14 protein-coding genes are annotated in these 17,749 nt (G+C 59.1%); 6 read left to right on the forward strand and 8 right to left on the reverse strand.

From position 1 onward, the window contains the following. The 3 genes from ACXAIC_RS07280 to ACXAIC_RS07290 all read right to left on the reverse strand — a co-directional run bounded on the left by ACXAIC_RS07280 (position 1) and on the right by ACXAIC_RS07290 (position 4,111). The gene (locus tag ACXAIC_RS07280; RefSeq protein ID WP_475175207.1) at positions 1 to 2,211 is read right to left on the reverse strand and encodes an RNA degradosome polyphosphate kinase; all 2,211 of its coding nucleotides are present in this window, start codon (positions 2,209 to 2,211) and stop codon (positions 1 to 3) included. 110 nt (positions 2,212 to 2,321) lie between these two features. Then, positions 2,322 to 3,002, reverse strand: a complete 681-nt coding sequence (locus ACXAIC_RS07285) for a P-loop NTPase family protein (RefSeq protein WP_475175209.1) — start codon at positions 3,000 to 3,002, stop codon at positions 2,322 to 2,324. 11 nt (positions 3,003 to 3,013) lie between these two features. Beyond that, positions 3,014 to 4,111, reverse strand: a complete 1,098-nt coding sequence (locus tag ACXAIC_RS07290) for an AI-2E family transporter (RefSeq protein ID WP_475175214.1) — start codon at positions 4,109 to 4,111, stop codon at positions 3,014 to 3,016. 278 nt (positions 4,112 to 4,389) lie between these two features. On the opposite strand from ACXAIC_RS07290, the gene purM reads away from it, so the two are divergent. Then, entirely contained in the window at positions 4,390 to 5,472 is a 1,083-nt protein-coding gene (purM, locus tag ACXAIC_RS07295; protein WP_475175216.1) for a phosphoribosylformylglycinamidine cyclo-ligase, read from the forward strand. Continuing rightward, positions 5,469 to 6,116: a phosphoribosylglycinamide formyltransferase gene (gene purN / locus ACXAIC_RS07300; RefSeq protein ID WP_475175218.1), complete on the forward strand. Its 648-nt coding sequence runs from the start codon at positions 5,469 to 5,471 to the stop codon at positions 6,114 to 6,116. Before purM ends, purN begins: the two co-directional genes overlap by 4 nt. Positions 6,117 to 6,228: 112 nt before the next feature. Here the strand turns inward: purN and ACXAIC_RS07305 are convergent, their stop codons facing one another. Together ACXAIC_RS07305 and ndk are read right to left on the reverse strand one after the other, a co-directional pair. Next, a complete protein-coding gene (locus ACXAIC_RS07305; protein ID WP_475175219.1) occupies positions 6,229 to 8,328 on the reverse strand; it encodes a molybdopterin-containing oxidoreductase family protein in 2,100 nt (699 codons plus the stop codon). A gap of 211 nt (positions 8,329 to 8,539) precedes the next feature. Continuing rightward, on the reverse strand, positions 8,540 to 8,962 hold the full coding sequence (gene ndk, locus ACXAIC_RS07310) for a nucleoside-diphosphate kinase (RefSeq protein ID WP_475175222.1): 423 nt from the start codon (positions 8,960 to 8,962) through the stop codon (positions 8,540 to 8,542). Between the two features lie 284 nt (positions 8,963 to 9,246). On the opposite strand from ndk, the gene ACXAIC_RS07315 reads away from it, so the two are divergent. Together ACXAIC_RS07315 and ACXAIC_RS07320 are read left to right on the forward strand one after the other, a co-directional pair. Continuing rightward, positions 9,247 to 10,116, forward strand: a complete 870-nt coding sequence (locus tag ACXAIC_RS07315; protein WP_475175223.1) for a DUF4344 domain-containing metallopeptidase — start codon at positions 9,247 to 9,249, stop codon at positions 10,114 to 10,116. 107 nt (positions 10,117 to 10,223) lie between these two features. Next, the gene (locus tag ACXAIC_RS07320; protein ID WP_475175335.1) at positions 10,224 to 12,110 is read left to right on the forward strand and encodes an ABC-F family ATP-binding cassette domain-containing protein; all 1,887 of its coding nucleotides are present in this window, start codon (positions 10,224 to 10,226) and stop codon (positions 12,108 to 12,110) included. A gap of 58 nt (positions 12,111 to 12,168) precedes the next feature. On the opposite strand, the gene ACXAIC_RS07325 is transcribed toward ACXAIC_RS07320, so the two are convergent. From ACXAIC_RS07325 to ACXAIC_RS07335, 3 genes are all read right to left on the reverse strand, one after another. Next, on the reverse strand, positions 12,169 to 12,603 hold the full coding sequence (locus ACXAIC_RS07325) for a rhodanese-like domain-containing protein (protein WP_475175224.1): 435 nt from the start codon (positions 12,601 to 12,603) through the stop codon (positions 12,169 to 12,171). Positions 12,604 to 12,684: 81 nt separating this feature from the next. Then, positions 12,685 to 13,137 (reverse strand): DNA polymerase III subunit chi, encoded by a 453-nt coding sequence (locus tag ACXAIC_RS07330; protein ID WP_475175227.1) that lies wholly within the window; start codon positions 13,135 to 13,137, stop codon positions 12,685 to 12,687. Between the two features lie 586 nt (positions 13,138 to 13,723). After that, positions 13,724 to 15,223: a leucyl aminopeptidase gene (locus ACXAIC_RS07335; RefSeq protein ID WP_475175229.1), complete on the reverse strand. Its 1,500-nt coding sequence runs from the start codon at positions 15,221 to 15,223 to the stop codon at positions 13,724 to 13,726. A gap of 245 nt (positions 15,224 to 15,468) precedes the next feature. On the opposite strand from ACXAIC_RS07335, the gene lptF reads away from it, so the two are divergent. Both lptF and lptG read left to right on the forward strand, forming a co-directional pair. After that, the gene (lptF, locus tag ACXAIC_RS07340) at positions 15,469 to 16,653 is read left to right on the forward strand and encodes an LPS export ABC transporter permease LptF (RefSeq protein ID WP_475175231.1); all 1,185 of its coding nucleotides are present in this window, start codon (positions 15,469 to 15,471) and stop codon (positions 16,651 to 16,653) included. Continuing rightward, the gene (gene lptG / locus ACXAIC_RS07345) at positions 16,650 to 17,744 is read left to right on the forward strand and encodes an LPS export ABC transporter permease LptG (RefSeq protein WP_475175234.1); all 1,095 of its coding nucleotides are present in this window, start codon (positions 16,650 to 16,652) and stop codon (positions 17,742 to 17,744) included. Before lptF ends, lptG begins: the two co-directional genes overlap by 4 nt. The last annotated feature ends 5 nt before the right edge of the window (positions 17,745 to 17,749 follow it).

The raw sequence follows: 17,749 nt of genomic DNA on the forward strand, positions 1-17,749 counted from the left end.
TTATCCTCGTTTTTGCCGTTTCAGGAACGGCTTTGGCCGGTCGCTCTTCAAGGATTTTCCCCGTCCCGACAAGGACGGGTTGGTCATGAAGTAACGGTGCGCGTTGAACGGCTCTTCGTTGGCGGCCGGGACAATCCGCTCATGGCTGCCATCAGGCAGAATGCGCCAGCTTTGCTGGTTGTCCTTCAAATTGGCGACCATGATCTGGTCCAGCACTTGCTCATGCACGGTCGAGGTGAGCAAGGGCGCCAGAACTTCCACGCGCCGGTCGATATTGCGCGGCATCAGGTCGGCAGAGCCGATATAGACATGGGCTTCCGGCGACGGCAGCCCCTGGCCATTGCCGAAGCAGAAAATGCGTGAATGTTCCAGAAAGCGGCCGACAATCGATTTAACCCGAATGTTTTCCGACAGGCCCGCAATCCCCGGGCGCAGACAGCAGATCCCGCGAATGACAAGATCAATCTGCACTCCGGCCTGACTGGCCCGGTACAGCGCATCGATAATTTCCGGGTCGACCAGAGAATTCATCTTCATCCAGATCTGTGCCGGACGGCCTTCCCGGGCATGATCGCATTCGGCTTCCGTCAGCTCCAGCATGCGCTGACGCAGGTTGACTGGAGAAATCACGAGATGCTGCAGCTCTTCCGGCTCAGCATAGCCGGTGATGAAATTGAACACCTTGGCCGCATCTGCCGCAATGCCCGGATCATCGGTGAAGAAGGACAGATCCTCATAGATGCGCGCCGTAATCGGGTGATAATTGCCGGTACCGATATGGCAATAGGTCTTCAGCTGGCCATGTTCGCGTTTGATCACCATGGACAGTTTGGAATGGGTCTTCAGCTCAATAAAGCCGAACACCACCTGAACGCCGGCCCGTTCCAGATCCCGCGCCCATTTGATGTTGGCTTCTTCGTCAAAGCGCGCTTTCAGCTCCACCAGCGCAGTGACCGACTTGCCCGCCTCGGCCGCTTCCGCAAGTGCCTTCACAATGGGGGAATTGTTGGAGGTCCGGTAAAGGGTCTGCTTGATGGCCACAACATTTGGATCTCGGGCCGCCTGACGCAGATACTGTACCACCACGTCGAAGGATTCATATGGGTGGTGAACAACGATGTCCTTCTGGTGGATCGCCGAGAGGCAATCCCCGCCATGTTCCCGGATACGTTCGGGAAAACGCGCGGAATAGGGCTCGAATTTCAGGTCCGAGCGTTCCAGATCGACAATCTGCGACAGGTTATTCAGGGCCAGGAGGCCATCGGCAAGAAAAATCTCGCTGTCTTCCACTGCAAGCGCATCGGCCACAAAGTCCCGCAATGCAGGCGGGGTGGTGTCTTGAATTTCAAGTCGGATGGCCGAGCCCCGGCGGCGCCGTTTGAGCGCGCTTTCGAACAGGCGGACCAGATCTTCCGCCTCTTCCTCAATTTCCAGATCACTGTCCCGGATGACCCGGAACGCGCCCTTGCCGCGAATCTCGTAACCGGGGAACAGCCGCCCGATAAACAGGCTGATGACCCGCTCAATCGCGATGAACCGCGCTGCACCATTGCCGTCATTGGGCAGGCGTACAAACCGGTCGACCTGGTTCGGAATTCTCAAAAGCGCAATCATGCCGCGCCCGCCCGACACGGGCGCCAGATCGAAGACGATGGAAAAGCCGAGATTGGGAATGAAGGGGAATGGGTGGGCCGGATCAATGGCCAGCGGGGTCAGCACCGGGAAGATATAGGACAGGAAATAGTCCTGCAGCCAGGCCCGGTCACTGTCGGCCAGCGTGTCACCATGGAGGATTTCAATGCCCTTGCCCGCGATTTCCCGGCGCAGTTCAACCCAGATTTTCTGCTGCGTGGCCTGCAGGTCGCGCACCGCCTCGCTGATTTTCTCAAGCTGCTCGGTGGGGGTCAGCCCGTCATCAGACAGGTTCGTGACCTCGGCGCGCTGCTGACCGCGCAGCCCGGCAACGCGGACCATGAAGAATTCATCGAGATTGTTGGCTGAAATCGACAGGAACCGCACCCGCTCCAAAAGGGGATGGGACGTGTTCATGGCCTCTTCCAGAACCCGCAAATTGAACTGGAGCCAAGACAGTTCCCGGTTCATGAACCGGGCGGGCGACTGGGCCAGGCTGTTTTCCGGCGCCGGATCATCCTGCCCCCGCAGATCAGATGATGCGGAAAGAATGTCCGAAAGATCGGTCGTCTCATCCATGGCGTGCCCTTTTTTCAGACTTGTTGTGCAACCCTTGCCCGGCTCTCTGCCGCCGTCAGTAGCATGGTGTTCCGCACAGTCAAATGACACCAATGTCGCAAGGCGGCAACTCACTGCCCTTTTTGCACAATTTCCAGAACCCGGCCAACAAGCGGCTTGGTGATCCTGACCCGCCCGGCCAGTGCTTCCTGGTCAATGGCTTCCACCGAGCGCAGGGCAACCTCCAGCGAGCGTTCCATGCGTACGACGAGATAGTCCACCACGCCCAAATCAACGGAAATCTGGCGGTCGGCAAAAAGCTTCACCAGAACCCGGCGCAGGAGATCGTCATCCGGCTCCAGAATCTCCACCGGGGTGGCCGCCCGCAGGCGCGACATCAGATCCGGCAGCGTGATTTTCCAGCTGGCCGGCCAGGTGCGGCTGGTCACCAGCACATTCTTGCCTGCCTGCCGGGACGCATTCAGCAAATGGAAAAAAGCCGTGTCCACCACGCCAAGATGGGCGTTTTCAATGACCGCAGCCGGCGCGGCCACCAGATCCTGCACCGCAGCTTCACTCAAGTCGGGCGCGGCGCAGACCGCAGCGCCGGTGTCTTCCTGAAAGGCCCGCACAAGATGGGTTTTGCCCGAGCCCACAGGACCGGCCAGGATCACCACCGGAGACGGCCAGTCGGGCCAGCGTTCCAGCAGCTCAAAGGCGGCCCTGTTGGACGCGCCGACAAGATAGTCATCGCGGCCAAGGGCAGCTTCGTGCGGCAGTTCCAGCGGCAATTGGCGGGGTGGCTCGCCCATCATCCTAACACTTACTCTTCGCTTAACTCTTCAGGTACCGTTGAGGAACGGCTTATTCCCTTGTAAACCGGGCTTGCTAGGTACTGCCTCAGGCCGAAGCGCGCAAGCACCCCGATCATTGCTGCGGCCGGTACGGCGATCAACATCCCCACAAATCCAAAGAGATATCCAAAGGCAAACAGGGCAAACATCAGCGTGACCGGATGCAGCCCCGTGCTCTCGCCCACAAGCTTGGGCTGTAGCACATTGCCTTCCAGAAACTGCCCGACCGCAAAGATGCCGCCGACCACCAGAATCCAGGGCCAATCGGGCCAGAACTGGACCAGCGCCACGCCGACGGACAGAACAAAGCCAAGCACAGCGCCCACAAACGGAATGAAGCTTACAAGACCAGCGGCCATGCCGATCAGCAATCCGAAATTGAGCCCAACCAGTGCAAGAGAAACCGCATAGAAAAACCCGAGGATGACGCAGACTGACACTTGCCCACGCACAAACCCGGCAACGGCTGCATCCATCTCGCTCGCCAGTCCCCGGATTTCCTGCAAGTGATCCCTGGGAATCCAGCTGTCAATCCGCTCCACCATATGGTCCCAATCCAACAGCAGATAGAACGCCACCACGGGCGTGATGACAAAAAGCGACAGGATCGACAAGAGCGCCTGGCCGCCGCTCCAGATCGACTGGACCAGCTTGCCGACAAAAGACGCTCCCTGCCCGATCAAATTCGTCAGAGAGGATTGAAGATCTGTTGGCGACAGCCCGGCCAATGTTGCCAGATTAGCCGGAAAATACTTTGCCAAAAGCGCCTGCAGTCCACGCACAAGGTCGGGAAAATGCTCCAGGAAGGACGCAAGCTGCGAGCCTAAGACCGGCAGCAGCAGCACAAAGAACACCACCAGCACCACAAGGAAAGTGAGCAGGATCGTCAGCGTCGCCCACAACCGGCCCATGCCCAGCGTTTCCAGCCGGTCGCAGACCGGGTCCAGCAGATAAGCAACCGCCATGCCGGCGACAAAGGGCAGCAGCACACCGGAAAAGACAAACAGGAACACACAGAAGACGGCCAGGGAAATGAGCCAGAACTGGACCTGACGGCGCAAAGTCATAAAATTCCTCCCGAACGGGGATCCATCGAATGAGATCTGGGCAGCACTGCCACTCTACGTGCCACCATACACCACTAAGGCCACAACGCGGACAGCAAGTCTTACAGCCCTGGCCGTGCTGCACATAGGTTGGGGGGCCTGCCCCGGTCAAGAGCTGGCGGAATTGCGGTGATGGCGCGCGCCGGGCCTTGTGAAACCGCCCGCAAGGCTGTATGCGCGGCAGTGACTTTTGAACGCAAGCAGGCCTTGGCCGCGCGCACAACCTGTCGGGAGCTGTCATGAGCCAATCCAAGCCCACCGGACAAAATGGTCTGACCTACGCCGATGCCGGCGTTGATATTGATGCCGGCAACGAACTTGTGAAGCGGATCAAACCGCTGGTCAAAGCAACGGCGCGCCCCGGTGCGGACAGCGACATTGGCGGTTTCGGCGGCTTGTTTGACCTGAAGGGCGCCGGGTTCCAGGACCCGGTCCTTGTGGCTGCCAATGACGGCGTCGGCACCAAGCTGAGAATTGCCATTGAAACCGGCGAACACAAGACAGTCGGCATCGACCTCGTCGCCATGTGCGTCAACGATCTGGTGGTGCAAGGGGCCGAGCCTCTGTTTTTCCTCGATTATTTTGCCACCGGCGCGCTGGATGTGGACACGGCCAGCGAAGTGGTGGCCGGGATTGCAGAGGGCTGCAAACTGGCAGGTGCAGCCCTGATCGGCGGGGAAACGGCGGAAATGCCGGGAATGTATGGTGACGGCGACTATGACCTTGCCGGGTTTTCCGTCGGCGCGGTTGAGCGCGGCCGGATCTTGCCGCGCAAGGATGTGGGACAAGGCGATGTGCTGTTGGGCCTTGCCTCTTCCGGTGTGCATTCCAATGGCTTTTCCATGGTGCGCAAGATCATCGGCCTGAGCGGCTTTTCCTGGGACGACGCTGCTCCCTTCGCCAAGGGCAAGACCCTTGGGCAGGCGTTCATGGAACCGACCCGGATTTATGTCAAACCGCTGCTGGCCGCCCTGAAAGCCACCGGCGGCATCAAGGCGCTGGCCCATATCACCGGCGGCGGCTTGCCGGAAAACCTGCCCCGGGTTCTGCCGGAAAACTGTTCCGCCAGGATCGATCTGGCCCAAATTTCCGCCCCTCCTGTGTTTGACTGGCTCGCAAAGAGTGGCGGCGTTGCCGAAGGCGAAATGCTGCGCACCTTCAACTGCGGCATCGGTATGGTGCTGGTGGTCTCTGACGAGGACGTGGCTGCAGTGACTGCCGTTCTTGAAGAAGCAGGAGAAACCGTCTCCCGGATCGGCCAGATTGAAGCCGCCGGGGATCAGCCGGTGCTGTTTGACAACAGTTTCGGGTTTGGCGCATGAGCCGCAAACGCACAGCCGTTCTGATTTCCGGACGCGGCACCAATATGGGCGCTCTGATCTCGGCCTCCATGGCGCCAAGCTATCCGGCTGAGATTTCACTTGTGGTTTCCAACCGGCCCGAGGCCAAGGGCCTGGAGCGGGCCGCCGAGTTTGGTATTGCAACCGCAACGGTGGACCACAAGGAGTTTGGCGGCGACCGGGAAGCCTTTGAAAAGGCGCTGGATACGGTCCTGCGCGATCACAAGATCGAACTGGTTGCCCTTGCCGGGTTCATGCGCATCCTGACGCCGTTTCTTGTCAATGCCTGGGCCGGGCGCATGATCAACATTCACCCGGCCCTGCTGCCCTCCTTCAAGGGACTGGCCACCCATGAGCGGGCTCTGGACGAAGGGGTCAAGCTGCATGGCGCGACCGTCCATTTCGTTTCAGCGGAAATGGATGATGGGCCAATCATCGCGCAAGGGGCTGTGCCGGTTCTGGACCGCGACACGCCCGACACGCTGGCAGCGCGGGTCCTGGACGTGGAACACAAGATCTACCCGCAAGCGCTCGCGCTGGTTGCCAGCGGCCGGACGAAAATATCCGGGGCTCGCGTCCTCACCGGATCTGAAGAGGCGGCCGTCCCGGATCTGGTCTGGCTTTAGGGGCACTTCTGAAAGAGCCCTTTGAGGCAGCCCCAGCGCCCATGAAACGCACAAGGCAGCGCTCCTTGAAACGGCGCTGCCACTTTCTTGTTTGAAACCGCACAGCTGTTCGTCAGGCCGGTCTGATCCAGACGGCGGTATCATGAAAGGCTGCGCCCCCGTAAGGCGCCACCGGGTCGGCGCCGGTCAGGGTGTTGATGCCCTTGCCGTCCTCGAACGCCCCATTCGGCCACAGCCCTTCGGAAATCACCGTACCCGGCGCCAAGCTCGCAACATGGCGGGCATGCAGCGTGACGATGCCGCGCCTGTTGCCCATTTTCACCTTTGCACCGTCTTCAATGCCAAACCTGGCTGCATCGTCCGGACGCAGCCAGACTTCCGGCCGCCCTTCCTTCTTGCGCGAACTCTCGGTCTCGTTGAAGGACGAATTGAGGAAGGACCGTGCCGGGGACGTGGCAAGGCGGAACGGGTGTTGCGCGTCGGCCAGATCGATGCTGTCCCACTGGTCCGGCAACACCGGCATGTCGGCATACGCGCCGAAGATCGTCCCGTCTTCCGGTTTGTTGGGCGCAACGGACCGCCCCCAGTCAGGCTTGAAATGAAACTTCCCGTCCGCGTGACCAAAACCGTCCAGATAGTGGGACGTTCTGAAATCGGGCTGCAAGTCCCGCCATTTTTCAGCCTCCAGTTCTTCAAAACTGCCATAACCGGATTCGCGCAGCATCCAGTCCACATGCTCGCGGGCGCTCATCCCGAAGCCGGGATGAGGTTTTGCTTTAACCCGCTTCGCAATCTCATTGATAACAAATATATTCTCTCTTGGACCTTCCGGCGGTTCAACGGCTTTTGGCCCGAGGGAGATATGCTGGTGGCCACCACCTTTATAGATGTCGTCATGCTCCAGAAATTGCGTGGCGGGCAGCACGAGATCGGCCATTTCTGCCGTTTCGGTCAAAAACTGCTCATGCACAACGGTGAAGAGATCTTCCCTTGAGAACCCCTGGCGCACCAGCTCCTGTTCCGGGGCCACGGACATGGGATTTGTGTTCTGGATCAGCATGGCCTTGACCGGCGGCCCGCCCAGAAGCGCGGTGTCATCCCCGGTCAAAATACGGCCGATCAGACTTTGATCGAGCGCCCGCACAGACGGATCGCGCAGGGAATTCGCCTCGACCATCTCCTTGTTGAACTTGAAGAGGCCGCCATTGTTGTGAAACGCACCCCCGCCCTCGTGCTGCCAGCATCCGGTTACCGCTGCAATCGACGCTGCCGCATGCATGCCAACCGCGCCGTTGCGTGAGCGGGTGAAGCCATAGCCGAGGCGGAAATAAGTTTTTTTCGTCTCCCCGATCAGCCGGGCTACGTCTTCGATCTGCTGTGCCTTCAGACCGGTGACCGAAGCTGCCCAGTCCGGAGTTTTTGTTTCGAGATGGGCTTCCAGTTCCTCAGGGCAATCGGTATAGGCGGCAAGATAGTCCCGGTCCGCATGGCCATCGCGGAACAGCACATGCATGATGGCACAGGCCAGAGCCGCATCGGTCCCGGGCTTCAAAATGAGGCCAAGATCCGCCTGTTTCATGGTTTCCGTCTCATAGACATCCACGACGATGATCCGGGCGCCCCGTTTCTTGCGGGCGGCAATGGCGTGGGTCATGACATTGACCTGGGTGGCCACCGGATTGGTGCCCCAGATCACCACCTGATCGGAGAGGGCCATCTCGCGCGGGTCCGGCCCGGTCAGGCTGCCGGTTCCGGCAACATAGCCGGTCCAGGCCATATTGGTGCAGAAACTGTCGAACTGGCGGGAATAGCCTTTGGCGTGGCGCAAGCGGTGAATGCTGTCGCGCTGGACGAGGCCCATTGTGCCCGCATAATGGTTCAGCCAGATACTTTCGGCACCGAATTCGGCCTCCACCTCCAGAAACTTCGCGGCAACAAGGTCAAGCGCCGTCTCCCAGGAAATCGACTCAAAGGAGCCCTCGCCCTTTTTACCAACCCGCCGCAAGGGCTGTGTCAGGCGCTCAGGGTGGTAGAGCCGTTCCGGATAGCGGGCGACTTTGGCGCAGATCACCCCAGCCGTATAGCTGTTGTCTTTCGCCCCGTTCAGGCGGCGCACGCCCCCCTCAGGGGTCAAATGCACATCCAGCGCGCAGGATGACGGACAGTCATGCGGGCAGGTGGAAAAAGTGCTTTTGGGCGCTTGCTGATTCATGAAAGATCCAATCGGCTGGCTTTTTGAGAGCGTTCCGGAACCCTGACTTATGGAAAACAAACCGGGGCGCCGTCAAGCGCCGGGCAGCTCTCTGCAAGCGCGCCTGCGCGCCTGGACACGCAAAAAAGGCGGTCTCACCGCTGAGAAAGATGCCAAAAAAAGAAAAGCCGGTCCTTGTGGACCGGCTTTTCCAAAAAAGAAGACTGGAACGTCAGCCGACCAGTTCCGTGCCGGAGAACCAGAAAGCAATTTCTTCCGCAGCCGTTTCCGGAGCGTCTGACCCATGGACGGAGTTTTCGCCGATGGACAGCGCAAATTCCTTGCGGATAGTGCCTTCCGCAGCTTCTGCAGGGTTGGTGGCGCCCATGACTTCACGGTTCTTCACAATGGCATTCTCGCCTTCCAGAACCTGAACAACGGTCGGGCCAGAGGACATGAATTCGGTCAGCTCACCAAAAAACGGACGCTCTTTGTGAACTGCATAGAAAGCTTCAGCTTCACGAAGGGACATCCAAACGCGGCGGGACGCAACCACCCGCAGGCCAGCTTCTTCCAGCTTTGCGGTGATAGCGCCGGTCAGGTTGCGCTTGGTTGCATCCGGCTTGATCATGGAAAACGTGCGTTCAATCGCCATGGTTTGGTCTTTCTCGGTTCTTCAGCGGGCCAGCCCGGTGCTACCCGCAGATTGTCAGAAATTTCGCGGCCTTAATAACGGCGCGCCGCCGCGCCCGCAAGGGGGCCCCGGCATGACAATTTCATGTCACGGTGCGCCGGAAGCTCCGCAAGGCCTCTGCTGCAGAAAAGATTCATGCCAGCACTCCTCTTGGCGCGCTGGCAAACAGTGCCCTCTGCGCCTAACCTAGCGGCAAAACCACACGTAACAGCACGGTGGTTCAGTTCCGGCTCAAGGGCCCTGCCATGACAAGAATGTCCGGTTTTCTCGTCCTCTTCTTCTTGACCTTTGCAGCGGTGACCGGACGCCCCGGCGCAACCCTGGCCGCCCAGGATCAAGCGGAGCCCGACGGACCGGCCTTTTCTGGTCTCAAGTCACAGATTGACAGTCTGTCAAAAGAAGACCGGCAGGAGCTCTATGACTTCATCGCCGGAAACACGCTGTTCGTGATCTACCACGAAGCCGGTCACATGCTCGTGTCCGAACTCGGGCTCCCTGTCCTCGCCCAGGAAGAAGATGCGGTCGACAATCTGGCCACCTTGTCGATGCTAAGTGCCGACACGGACGAGATGGATCTTTATCTCTTCCACGCCATGGAAGGCTGGTTCCTGCAGGCGGAGAGCGATCAGGGGCCTCTGGTCTTTTTTGGGGCGCATGATCTAGACGAACAACGCGGCTACCGCATTCTGTGCCTGATGGTCGGCGCCGATGAGGCGGCCTTTCTGGACCTTGCCAGGGATCTGAACCTGCCTGAGGACCGGATCGACAGCTGTGCCGACGACTTTGAGCAGACCGCAGATTCCTGGGACCTTGTGACGGCCCCTCATCTGCACAAACAAGACCACCCGGCCAGCCGGATTGCGATCCTTCATGATCCGGCCCCCGCCCCCCTTGCCTTTCTGGCTAGCTTTCTGAAAAAGAAAGGGCTGATGGATATGGTCGCGCAGGAGATCGATGCGCTGTACGACCTGCCCGAGAATGTCACGTTCAAGGCGGAAACCTGCGGCGAGGACAACGCGTTCTGGGATCCGGACACGCGGGAAGTCGTCATCTGCCACGAGCTGCTTGGCGGCTTTGCAGAGCTTTTTCTCCAGACACTGCAAGAGAACGGCTGATTTTTCCCCAGGCCCAGCCTGCGGCAATGTCACAACATGAAGGCCCAGCGCTTTTCCAGCGCGCTTTCTACTTGCATCGCCGCTCCGGCTCCGCCAAACATCCGGCCATGTTGCAGATTTCAGACCTCACCTACCGCATCGGGGACCGTCTCCTGATCGACAAGGCCAATGTGAGCCTGCCCGGCAAAGCAAAAACCGGTCTTGTGGGCCGCAATGGCGCGGGCAAGTCGACCCTTTTCAAAATCATCACCGGGGACCTTGCCACCGAAACCGGCTTTGTGCAGGTCCCGAAACGGGCACGGATCGGCCAGGTGGCCCAGGAGGCTCCTGGCACGGAAGAAACGCTGATGGACGTGGTGCTCGCGGCCGACAAGGAGCGCAGCCGGCTGCTCGCAGAGGCAGAGACGGAAACCGACCCCACGCGGATCGCCGACATTCATACGCGGCTCGCCGATATCGGGGCGCACACCGCAGAAGCGCGCGCCGGGGCGATCCTGTCCGGGCTCGGCTTTGATGCGGCTGCCCAGCAACGCCCCTGCTCGTCCTTTTCCGGGGGGTGGCGCATGCGCGTTGCCCTGGCCGCCGTGCTCTTCTCCGAACCGGACCTGCTGCTTCTGGACGAGCCGACCAACTATCTGGATCTCGAAGGCACGCTCTGGCTGGAAAACTACGTCGCTCGCTATCCGCACCAGGTGCTGCTGATCTCCCACGACCGGGATCTGTTGAACAAGGCGGTGAACAGTATAGTGCATCTGGAGCGGGGCAAACTGACCTTCTATTCCGGCGGCTATGACAGTTTCGACAGGCAGCGCCGGGAAGCTATGATCCTCGCTGAAAAGGCCAAGGAAAAGCAGGACGCCCAGCGCAAGCACATGCAAGCCTTTGTCGACAGGTTCCGCTATAAGGCCAGCAAGGCCCGGCAGGCCCAGTCCCGGCTCAAGATGCTGGAAAGGATGCAGCCGATTGCTGCACTTACGGAAGAAAGCGGCAAGCCGATCCACTTCCCCGACCCGGAAGCCCTTCTGGCGCCACCGATTTTGAAGCTGGAAGGCGTGTCGACAGGTTATGGCGATACAAAGATCCTCTCGGGCCTAACCCTGAATATCGATACGGATGACCGGATTGCCCTGCTCGGCGCCAATGGCAACGGCAAATCCACCTTCGCCAAGCTTATCTCCGGGCGGCTCGAGGCGATGGGCGGCGAGATGGCCAGAGCATCAAAGCTGAAGATCGCCTTTTTTGCCCAGCACCAGCTGGATGAGCTGAAACCGGCCGAAAGCTCCGTTGCCCATGTGCGCGCACTGATGCCGGATGTGCCCGAAGCCAAGGTCCGGGCGCGCGTCGCCCGATTCGGGTTGCCGACCGACCGGATGGACACGCCCGCAAAGGATCTGTCGGGCGGGGAAAAGGCCCGGCTGCTGCTGGGGCTTGCCACATTTGACGGCCCGCATCTGCTGATCCTCGATGAGCCGACCAACCACCTCGACATTGACAGCCGGGAAGCGCTTGTCATGGCGCTCAACGATTTTCAAGGCGCCGTTGTGCTGATCAGCCACGACCGGCATCTGGTGGAAGCCTGCGCCGACCGGCTGTGGCTGGTCGCGGACGGCCGGGTTGCGCCTTATGACGGCGACATGGAAGACTACCGCCGCCTGATCCTGCAGGGGCCCGAGGCTGTTCAGAAAGCCCGGGACCGTGTGGCGGCAGAGGATGCGGACAAGGCCAGCGCCCAGGAAAAGCGCCGGGAAGCAGCCCAAAAGCGCAGCCAGCTAAAGCCGCTCAAAAAGAAGATTGATGCGGCGGAAAAGGAGATGGCCCGCCTTCAGGAAAAAATCGGCAAGCTGGACACGGCCCTGGCCGATCCGGACTTTTTCCAGAAGGAACCGGAGCGGGCAACCAAATTCGCCAAGGAACGGGCCTATTGCGAAAAGAAACTGGTGAAGACCGAAGAAGAATGGCTGGAGCTGTCCGCCGAATTTGAAGAGGCAGGCTAAGACCCCTCACGCGCAGCGCGCCTGAGAGCTTACCGCGTTCAAATGGAGGCAAACCCGTTTAATCGCAGTGTTCTTTTGAAGCCTGCGGACCGGTCTTTTCCGGTTCATTCTTTTCGACCGCCCCCCCCTTCTCCACCCAATCTGCAAAACCGTCTTTCAGATGGGCGGCGTCAAACCCCATATCCTTCAGCGTTGCCACCGTAAGAGCGGACCGCCAGCCCGCAGCGCAATGAAAGATGAACTTTTTATCTTCCGCAAAGACCGGCTTGAAATAGGGACTGTCCGGGTCGATCCAGAATTCGATCATGCCTCTCGGGCAATGGGTGCTGCCGGGAATGAAGCCCTGTCTCTGCCGCTCGCGGATGTCCCGGAGATCGACAAAAACAACATCTGGCTCTTGCAGCTTTGCGATGGCGTCCGCGGTTTCGACTTCCTCGATCCGCGCCCTTGCTCGGGCCACAAGCTCTGCCGACGATACTTTCAATCTGCTCATGCGCGCCTCTCTTTCAGGCCGTATTGCCAATCCCCTTTGATAGAGCACCATTTGCTGGGCATCTATCAAAGGGGATTGGTATTACGCTTTGCGTTCCCAGCCGCCCACAGGAGTCTGCTGCCAATAGGCAATGTCGAAGCCTTCCGCCTTGGCGTCCTTCCAACGCTGACGGGCCTCCTGAACAGCACTTTGGTCATTGTCATCAAACATGTAGATGGCGCGCTTGTAGCCGTTCAGCGGTGGCGGCGGTGCCCGGTCGACCAGAAACCGCACATCGGCCTCGTTCGGATTGTCCTGCTCGGCCGTCAGATAGATCGGCTGATGCTCCGCATAACCATCCGTCCTGGTGCCATGGGGCAGAAAACTGTCATCTGCAAAGGTCCACAAATGGGCATCCAGCGCGTTGCAGCGTTCCTGGCTACCGGTCTGAACCACCACCTTCCAGTCCCGTTCCAGGCATTTAAGCAAAAGCTTTGGCAGCGCTGCTTCCAGCGGCTGGTGCAGCAGATGATAGAAGACGACTTCAACACTCATATTGCCTCCCGCCGGGCTCCAATGTCCTGGCCATTCAGGACCAAAACGCCCGTAATCCGGCGTCCTTTGAAAGTGATGCGCGCTTGCAACAATGGGTGGCGCAAATGCCGCCTGCCGCAAAGCGGCCATAGACAGGCCACAAGACTCGTATCATTAACGCTTCGCAAATGTCGATTGACTAGGTTTGTTTCCGGGGACGATCCAAGGATCATTTTCTGGATGGCTGGTGCGCGGTTCACCGAACCGGCCGAAAAGGGGATTTGGTAAATGATTGCACGTGTTTTTGTGTTTTGTGCATTGGTCGCTGTTGTTGCTGGCGCCACATTTGGAATGGGACTGCTGGTGGAACCGGCAACGGCCTGTCAGGCCTACAAGACCTGTTAAAACACAGGCGATCTGGTTTCAAAAAACCCGCCTTCCGGCGGGTTTTTTCTTGTCTCAAAAGCATGTCGCGATTGATCGGATTTGCCTTTCACTGCCTGAAATCAAAGATTTCAACGTAAAAGAGAAACCGGTTTGAAACCAATTGAACGCGACACGCACGAAAGCACTCCCGGCGCATGTCTGAGAGCGCGCGGGCCGAGCTTTAGGTTTCGTAGTGATCGGCCACCAGCTGATTGAGCAGCCGGACGCCATATCCCGAGGCCCAGCTCTGGCAAATGTCGTCTTTCGGTGCCCCGAAAGCCGTGCCTGCAATATCCAGATGCGCCCAGGGCACATCATTTGCAAACCGCTGCAGAAACTGCGCTGCCGTGATCGAGCCCGCCCAGCGGCCGCCCGTGTTCTTCACATCCGCATTGGGGGTATCGATGAGCTTGTCATAATCTTTGGACAGGGGCAGCCGCCAGAGCGGTTCTCCACTTGCCTTTGCCGATGCCAGAAGCTTGTCGGCCAGATCATCATTATTGGCAAACAGCCCCGCATTGAGATTGCCGAGGGCCACAAGAACGGCCCCGGTCAGGGTGGCCAAATCGATCATCACCGCAGGCTTGTACTTTTCCTGCGTATACCAGAGCGCATCAGCGAGCACGAGGCGGCCTTCCGCATCCGTGTTCAGGATCTCGATCGTGGTTCCGGACATGGCCGTCACGATATCACCTGGCCGCTGGGCATTGCCGTCGGGCATGTTTTCGACCAGACCGATCACACCGACCACATTGGCCTTGGCCTTTCGGGCAGCCAGCGCATGCATGACCCCGGTCACCGCAGCAGCCCCGCCCATGTCTCCCTTCATCTCCTCCATGCCGCCTGCTGGCTTGATGGAAATGCCACCTGTGTCAAACACCACGCCCTTGCCGACAAAGGCCACCGGCGCCTCGGATTTCTTGCCCCCGTTCCAGCGCATCACCGCAAGGCGAGGTGGACGGACAGAGCCCTGGGAGACCCCGAGCAGAGCCGCCATCTTGAGCTTCTTCATCTCCTTCTCACCAAGGATCTCGACCTCGACACCAAGCTCTTCAAGCGCTGCCGCCTTTTTCGCAAATTCGACCGGGCCGAGCACATTGGCCGGTTCGTTCACCAGATCCCTGGCCAGGAGCACACCATCCGCGATGGCCACCGCCTCCCCCCAGGCTTTTCTGGCGGCTTTGGGATCGGAGACCTTCAAGGTTAGCTTCAGGTCCTTGGCGCTATCATCTTCTTTTTTCTTCGACTTATAAGCGTCAAACGCATAGGCGCGCAGCTTCGCCCCCATGGCAAACTCGGCGATGGCCTCCGGGGTCAGTCCTGCTGACGCCGGAGGGTCCAGAAGAACCTCGGCGGCCTCTGCCTTGATCTTCTGCAGTTCAGCAAACACGGCCCCGCCAAACGCCCGCCAATCTGCGGCCTCAAGGTCAGCTCCCTTGCCAAGGCCGAAAACGATGATCCGGTCGGGGCCAACGCCCGCTGGAGCGACCAGATCAAGCACCGATTTTTTCCGGCCGGAAAATCCTGCAATCCCGGCGACGCGGTCCAAACCGCCCTCCAGGCCCGCAACCATCTCGCCTGCGCTTGACCCAAGGCTGAGAGCGTCATCCGCAAAAAGAACGGCAACCCCCTTTTTGGGTGCGTCTGCCTTGGAAAAGGCGATTTTTGCAAGTTTGGTCATGTGTCGGTTCCTGTCTGACTGTTCTGTCTTATTCTTGATCATCGGGATGCAAATGATCCATCCACACCCCCTTACGCCCGGATTCGATCGCAAATCATGGGGTTTTAACAGCTTTTCGGCAAGACCCGGCAAAATTTAATGTATATTAACTATCCTTATTTAGGCGCCATTCACCACATTCCGTGTTACTCAAAGACCGGTTCGTCTATTTCACAATTGATGCAAAGGACCTGGTCCGGCCAGACATGAAGACGCTTGAACGCTATATAATCCGCCGGACCGTTTATGCATTCACACTCACGATTGCAGCCATGACCGGGGTGGTCTGGGCAACCCAGGCCCTGCGCCAGCTGGATCTGGTGACCTCAAAAGGCCAGACCATCGTCCAGTTCATCGGCATCACCATGCTTGCTCTGCCGTTTCTGATTATGATCGTGGCGCCGTTCGCTCTCATGCTTGCGCTGATCCTGGTGCTGAACGCCCTATCCGGCGACAGCGAACTCATCGTGATCGACGCCAGTGGCGGGTCCAGGTTTCTCGTGCTCAAACCTGTGCTTGTTTTCTCGGTTGCCGTGATGGCATTTATCGCCGCCATGTCCCTCTATGTGGCTCCGAGCGGCCTTGCCCAGCTCAGGACCGAAATCACCCGGGTGCGCGCAGATCTGGTGGCCAATATCGTCAAACCGGGCAAGTTCATCAGTGTCGAAAGTGGCCTGACCTTTCATATCCGGAACCGGTCGGGCAACGGCACTCTGGATGGCCTGCTGCTGCATGACACACGCGACCCGCAAACCGCCTTCACCTATCAGGCCGATACAGGTCAGATCGTCGAAGCGGCTGACCGCACCTTGCTGGTGATGCATAACGGCACGATCCAGCGCCGCCCCAAACAGCAGGGCGACATTTCCATTGTTCGCTTCCAGTCCTATGCCTTTGACCTGTCCAATCTTATTCCGGAAGCCGGAGAACCCGTTTTCAAGGCCAGCGAGCGCACGACCAGCAATCTGCTCGCACCGGGCCGCAACGATGCCTACGCGCTGAAGAACCCGGACAAGCTCGCCCAGGAGCTTCATGAACGCTTCAGCCAGCCTCTTTATGCGATTGCCTTTGGTCTGATCGTGTTCGCCTTTCTCGGCAAGGCCCGCACCACCCGCCAAAGCCGGGGCACGGCTGTGGTTGGCGCTATTGCAAGCTGTGTGCTGCTGCGGACCAGCGGCTTTGGCGTCACCGCCATTTCGGGTGGCAGCGTTGCGTTGTTGTGGCTGCTCTATGCGGTACCCATCGTCGGCTCGATCCTTGCGCTCGCATCGATCCTGCGCGAACAGAAGGCTCAGCCCCGCTGGCTCGCAGAGCTGCAGCTCAGCCTTCAGGACCGCCTCGACGCCATAGCGAACCGGTTGAACAACCGGCAGACAGGAGGAGCGTCGTGATTCTCGGCAGAACCCTTTCAGTCTACTTTTCCGGCCGGTTCCTGAAAGCGATTTTGGGTCTGTTCCTGTTCGCGGCAGTGCTGATTTTCCTTTTCGACGTTCTGGAACTGGTGCGGCGCGGCGGCGACCGGGAAGGCTTTTCCGTCCTGCGCGTCTCAATGATCTCCGCCTTGCGTGTGCCGCTTCTGTTGGAGCAGGTGATTCCCTTCACCGTCCTGTTCGGGTCCATTGCCGCCTTCGTGACGCTGAGCCGGGCCCTGGAACTGGTGGTCACCCGGGCGTCGGGCATTTCCGTCTGGCAGTTTTCAACACCTGCCATTTTGGTGGGGATTGTTCTCGGCATCCTGTCCGTCACCGTCTACAACCCTGCTGCAGTCTGGTTTCAAAAGAAATCTGACGAAGTGGCCTCTGGGCTCTTTGGGGCCGACCAGACCTTCCTGATGCAGAATTCAAACGAAGTCTGGGTCCGGCAGGACGGGTTGGACGGAGAATCAGTTCTGCTTGCCAAGCAGCTTCTGGATGGCGGCACCAAACTGCTCGGGGTGACCGTTTTCACATTCGACAAGAAAGGCACCTTCAGGGAGCGTATCGAAGCAGCCCAGGCCAGGCTCGGTGACAAAATCTGGTATCTGGACGACGCGATAGTCTACACGACAGAGCAAGATCCACAGCCTTATGGACAGTATCAGATCAGCACTTTTTTGACCGCGACAGAGGTGCGCGAGAGCATCGGATCTCCTGAATCCATCTCGTTCTGGAATCTGCCGCGCTTCATCGAATTGGCCAGAAACGCCGGATTACCGGCGTATCGTTACAATTTACAATATCAAACACTGCTCGCGCGCCCGCTTCTTTTGGTCGCGATGATTCTGATCGCGGCTGCGGTTTCTCTGAAAGTTTCGAGATTTGGAGGACTTGGAAGCATGATTCTGGGTGGAATCCTGTCCGGGTTCGTGCTTTACGTTCTTACCGAGCTTGCCAAGGATTTCGGAGGCGCGGGTATCGTTCCTCCCTTGGTCGCGGCGTGGGCGCCTGGTATATTTGGAGTACTTATGGGTTTGACAATTCTCTTGCATCAGGAGGACGGATAGGACCG

The sequence above is a fragment of the Roseibium sp. AWQ4_254 genome (assembly GCF_056161025.1).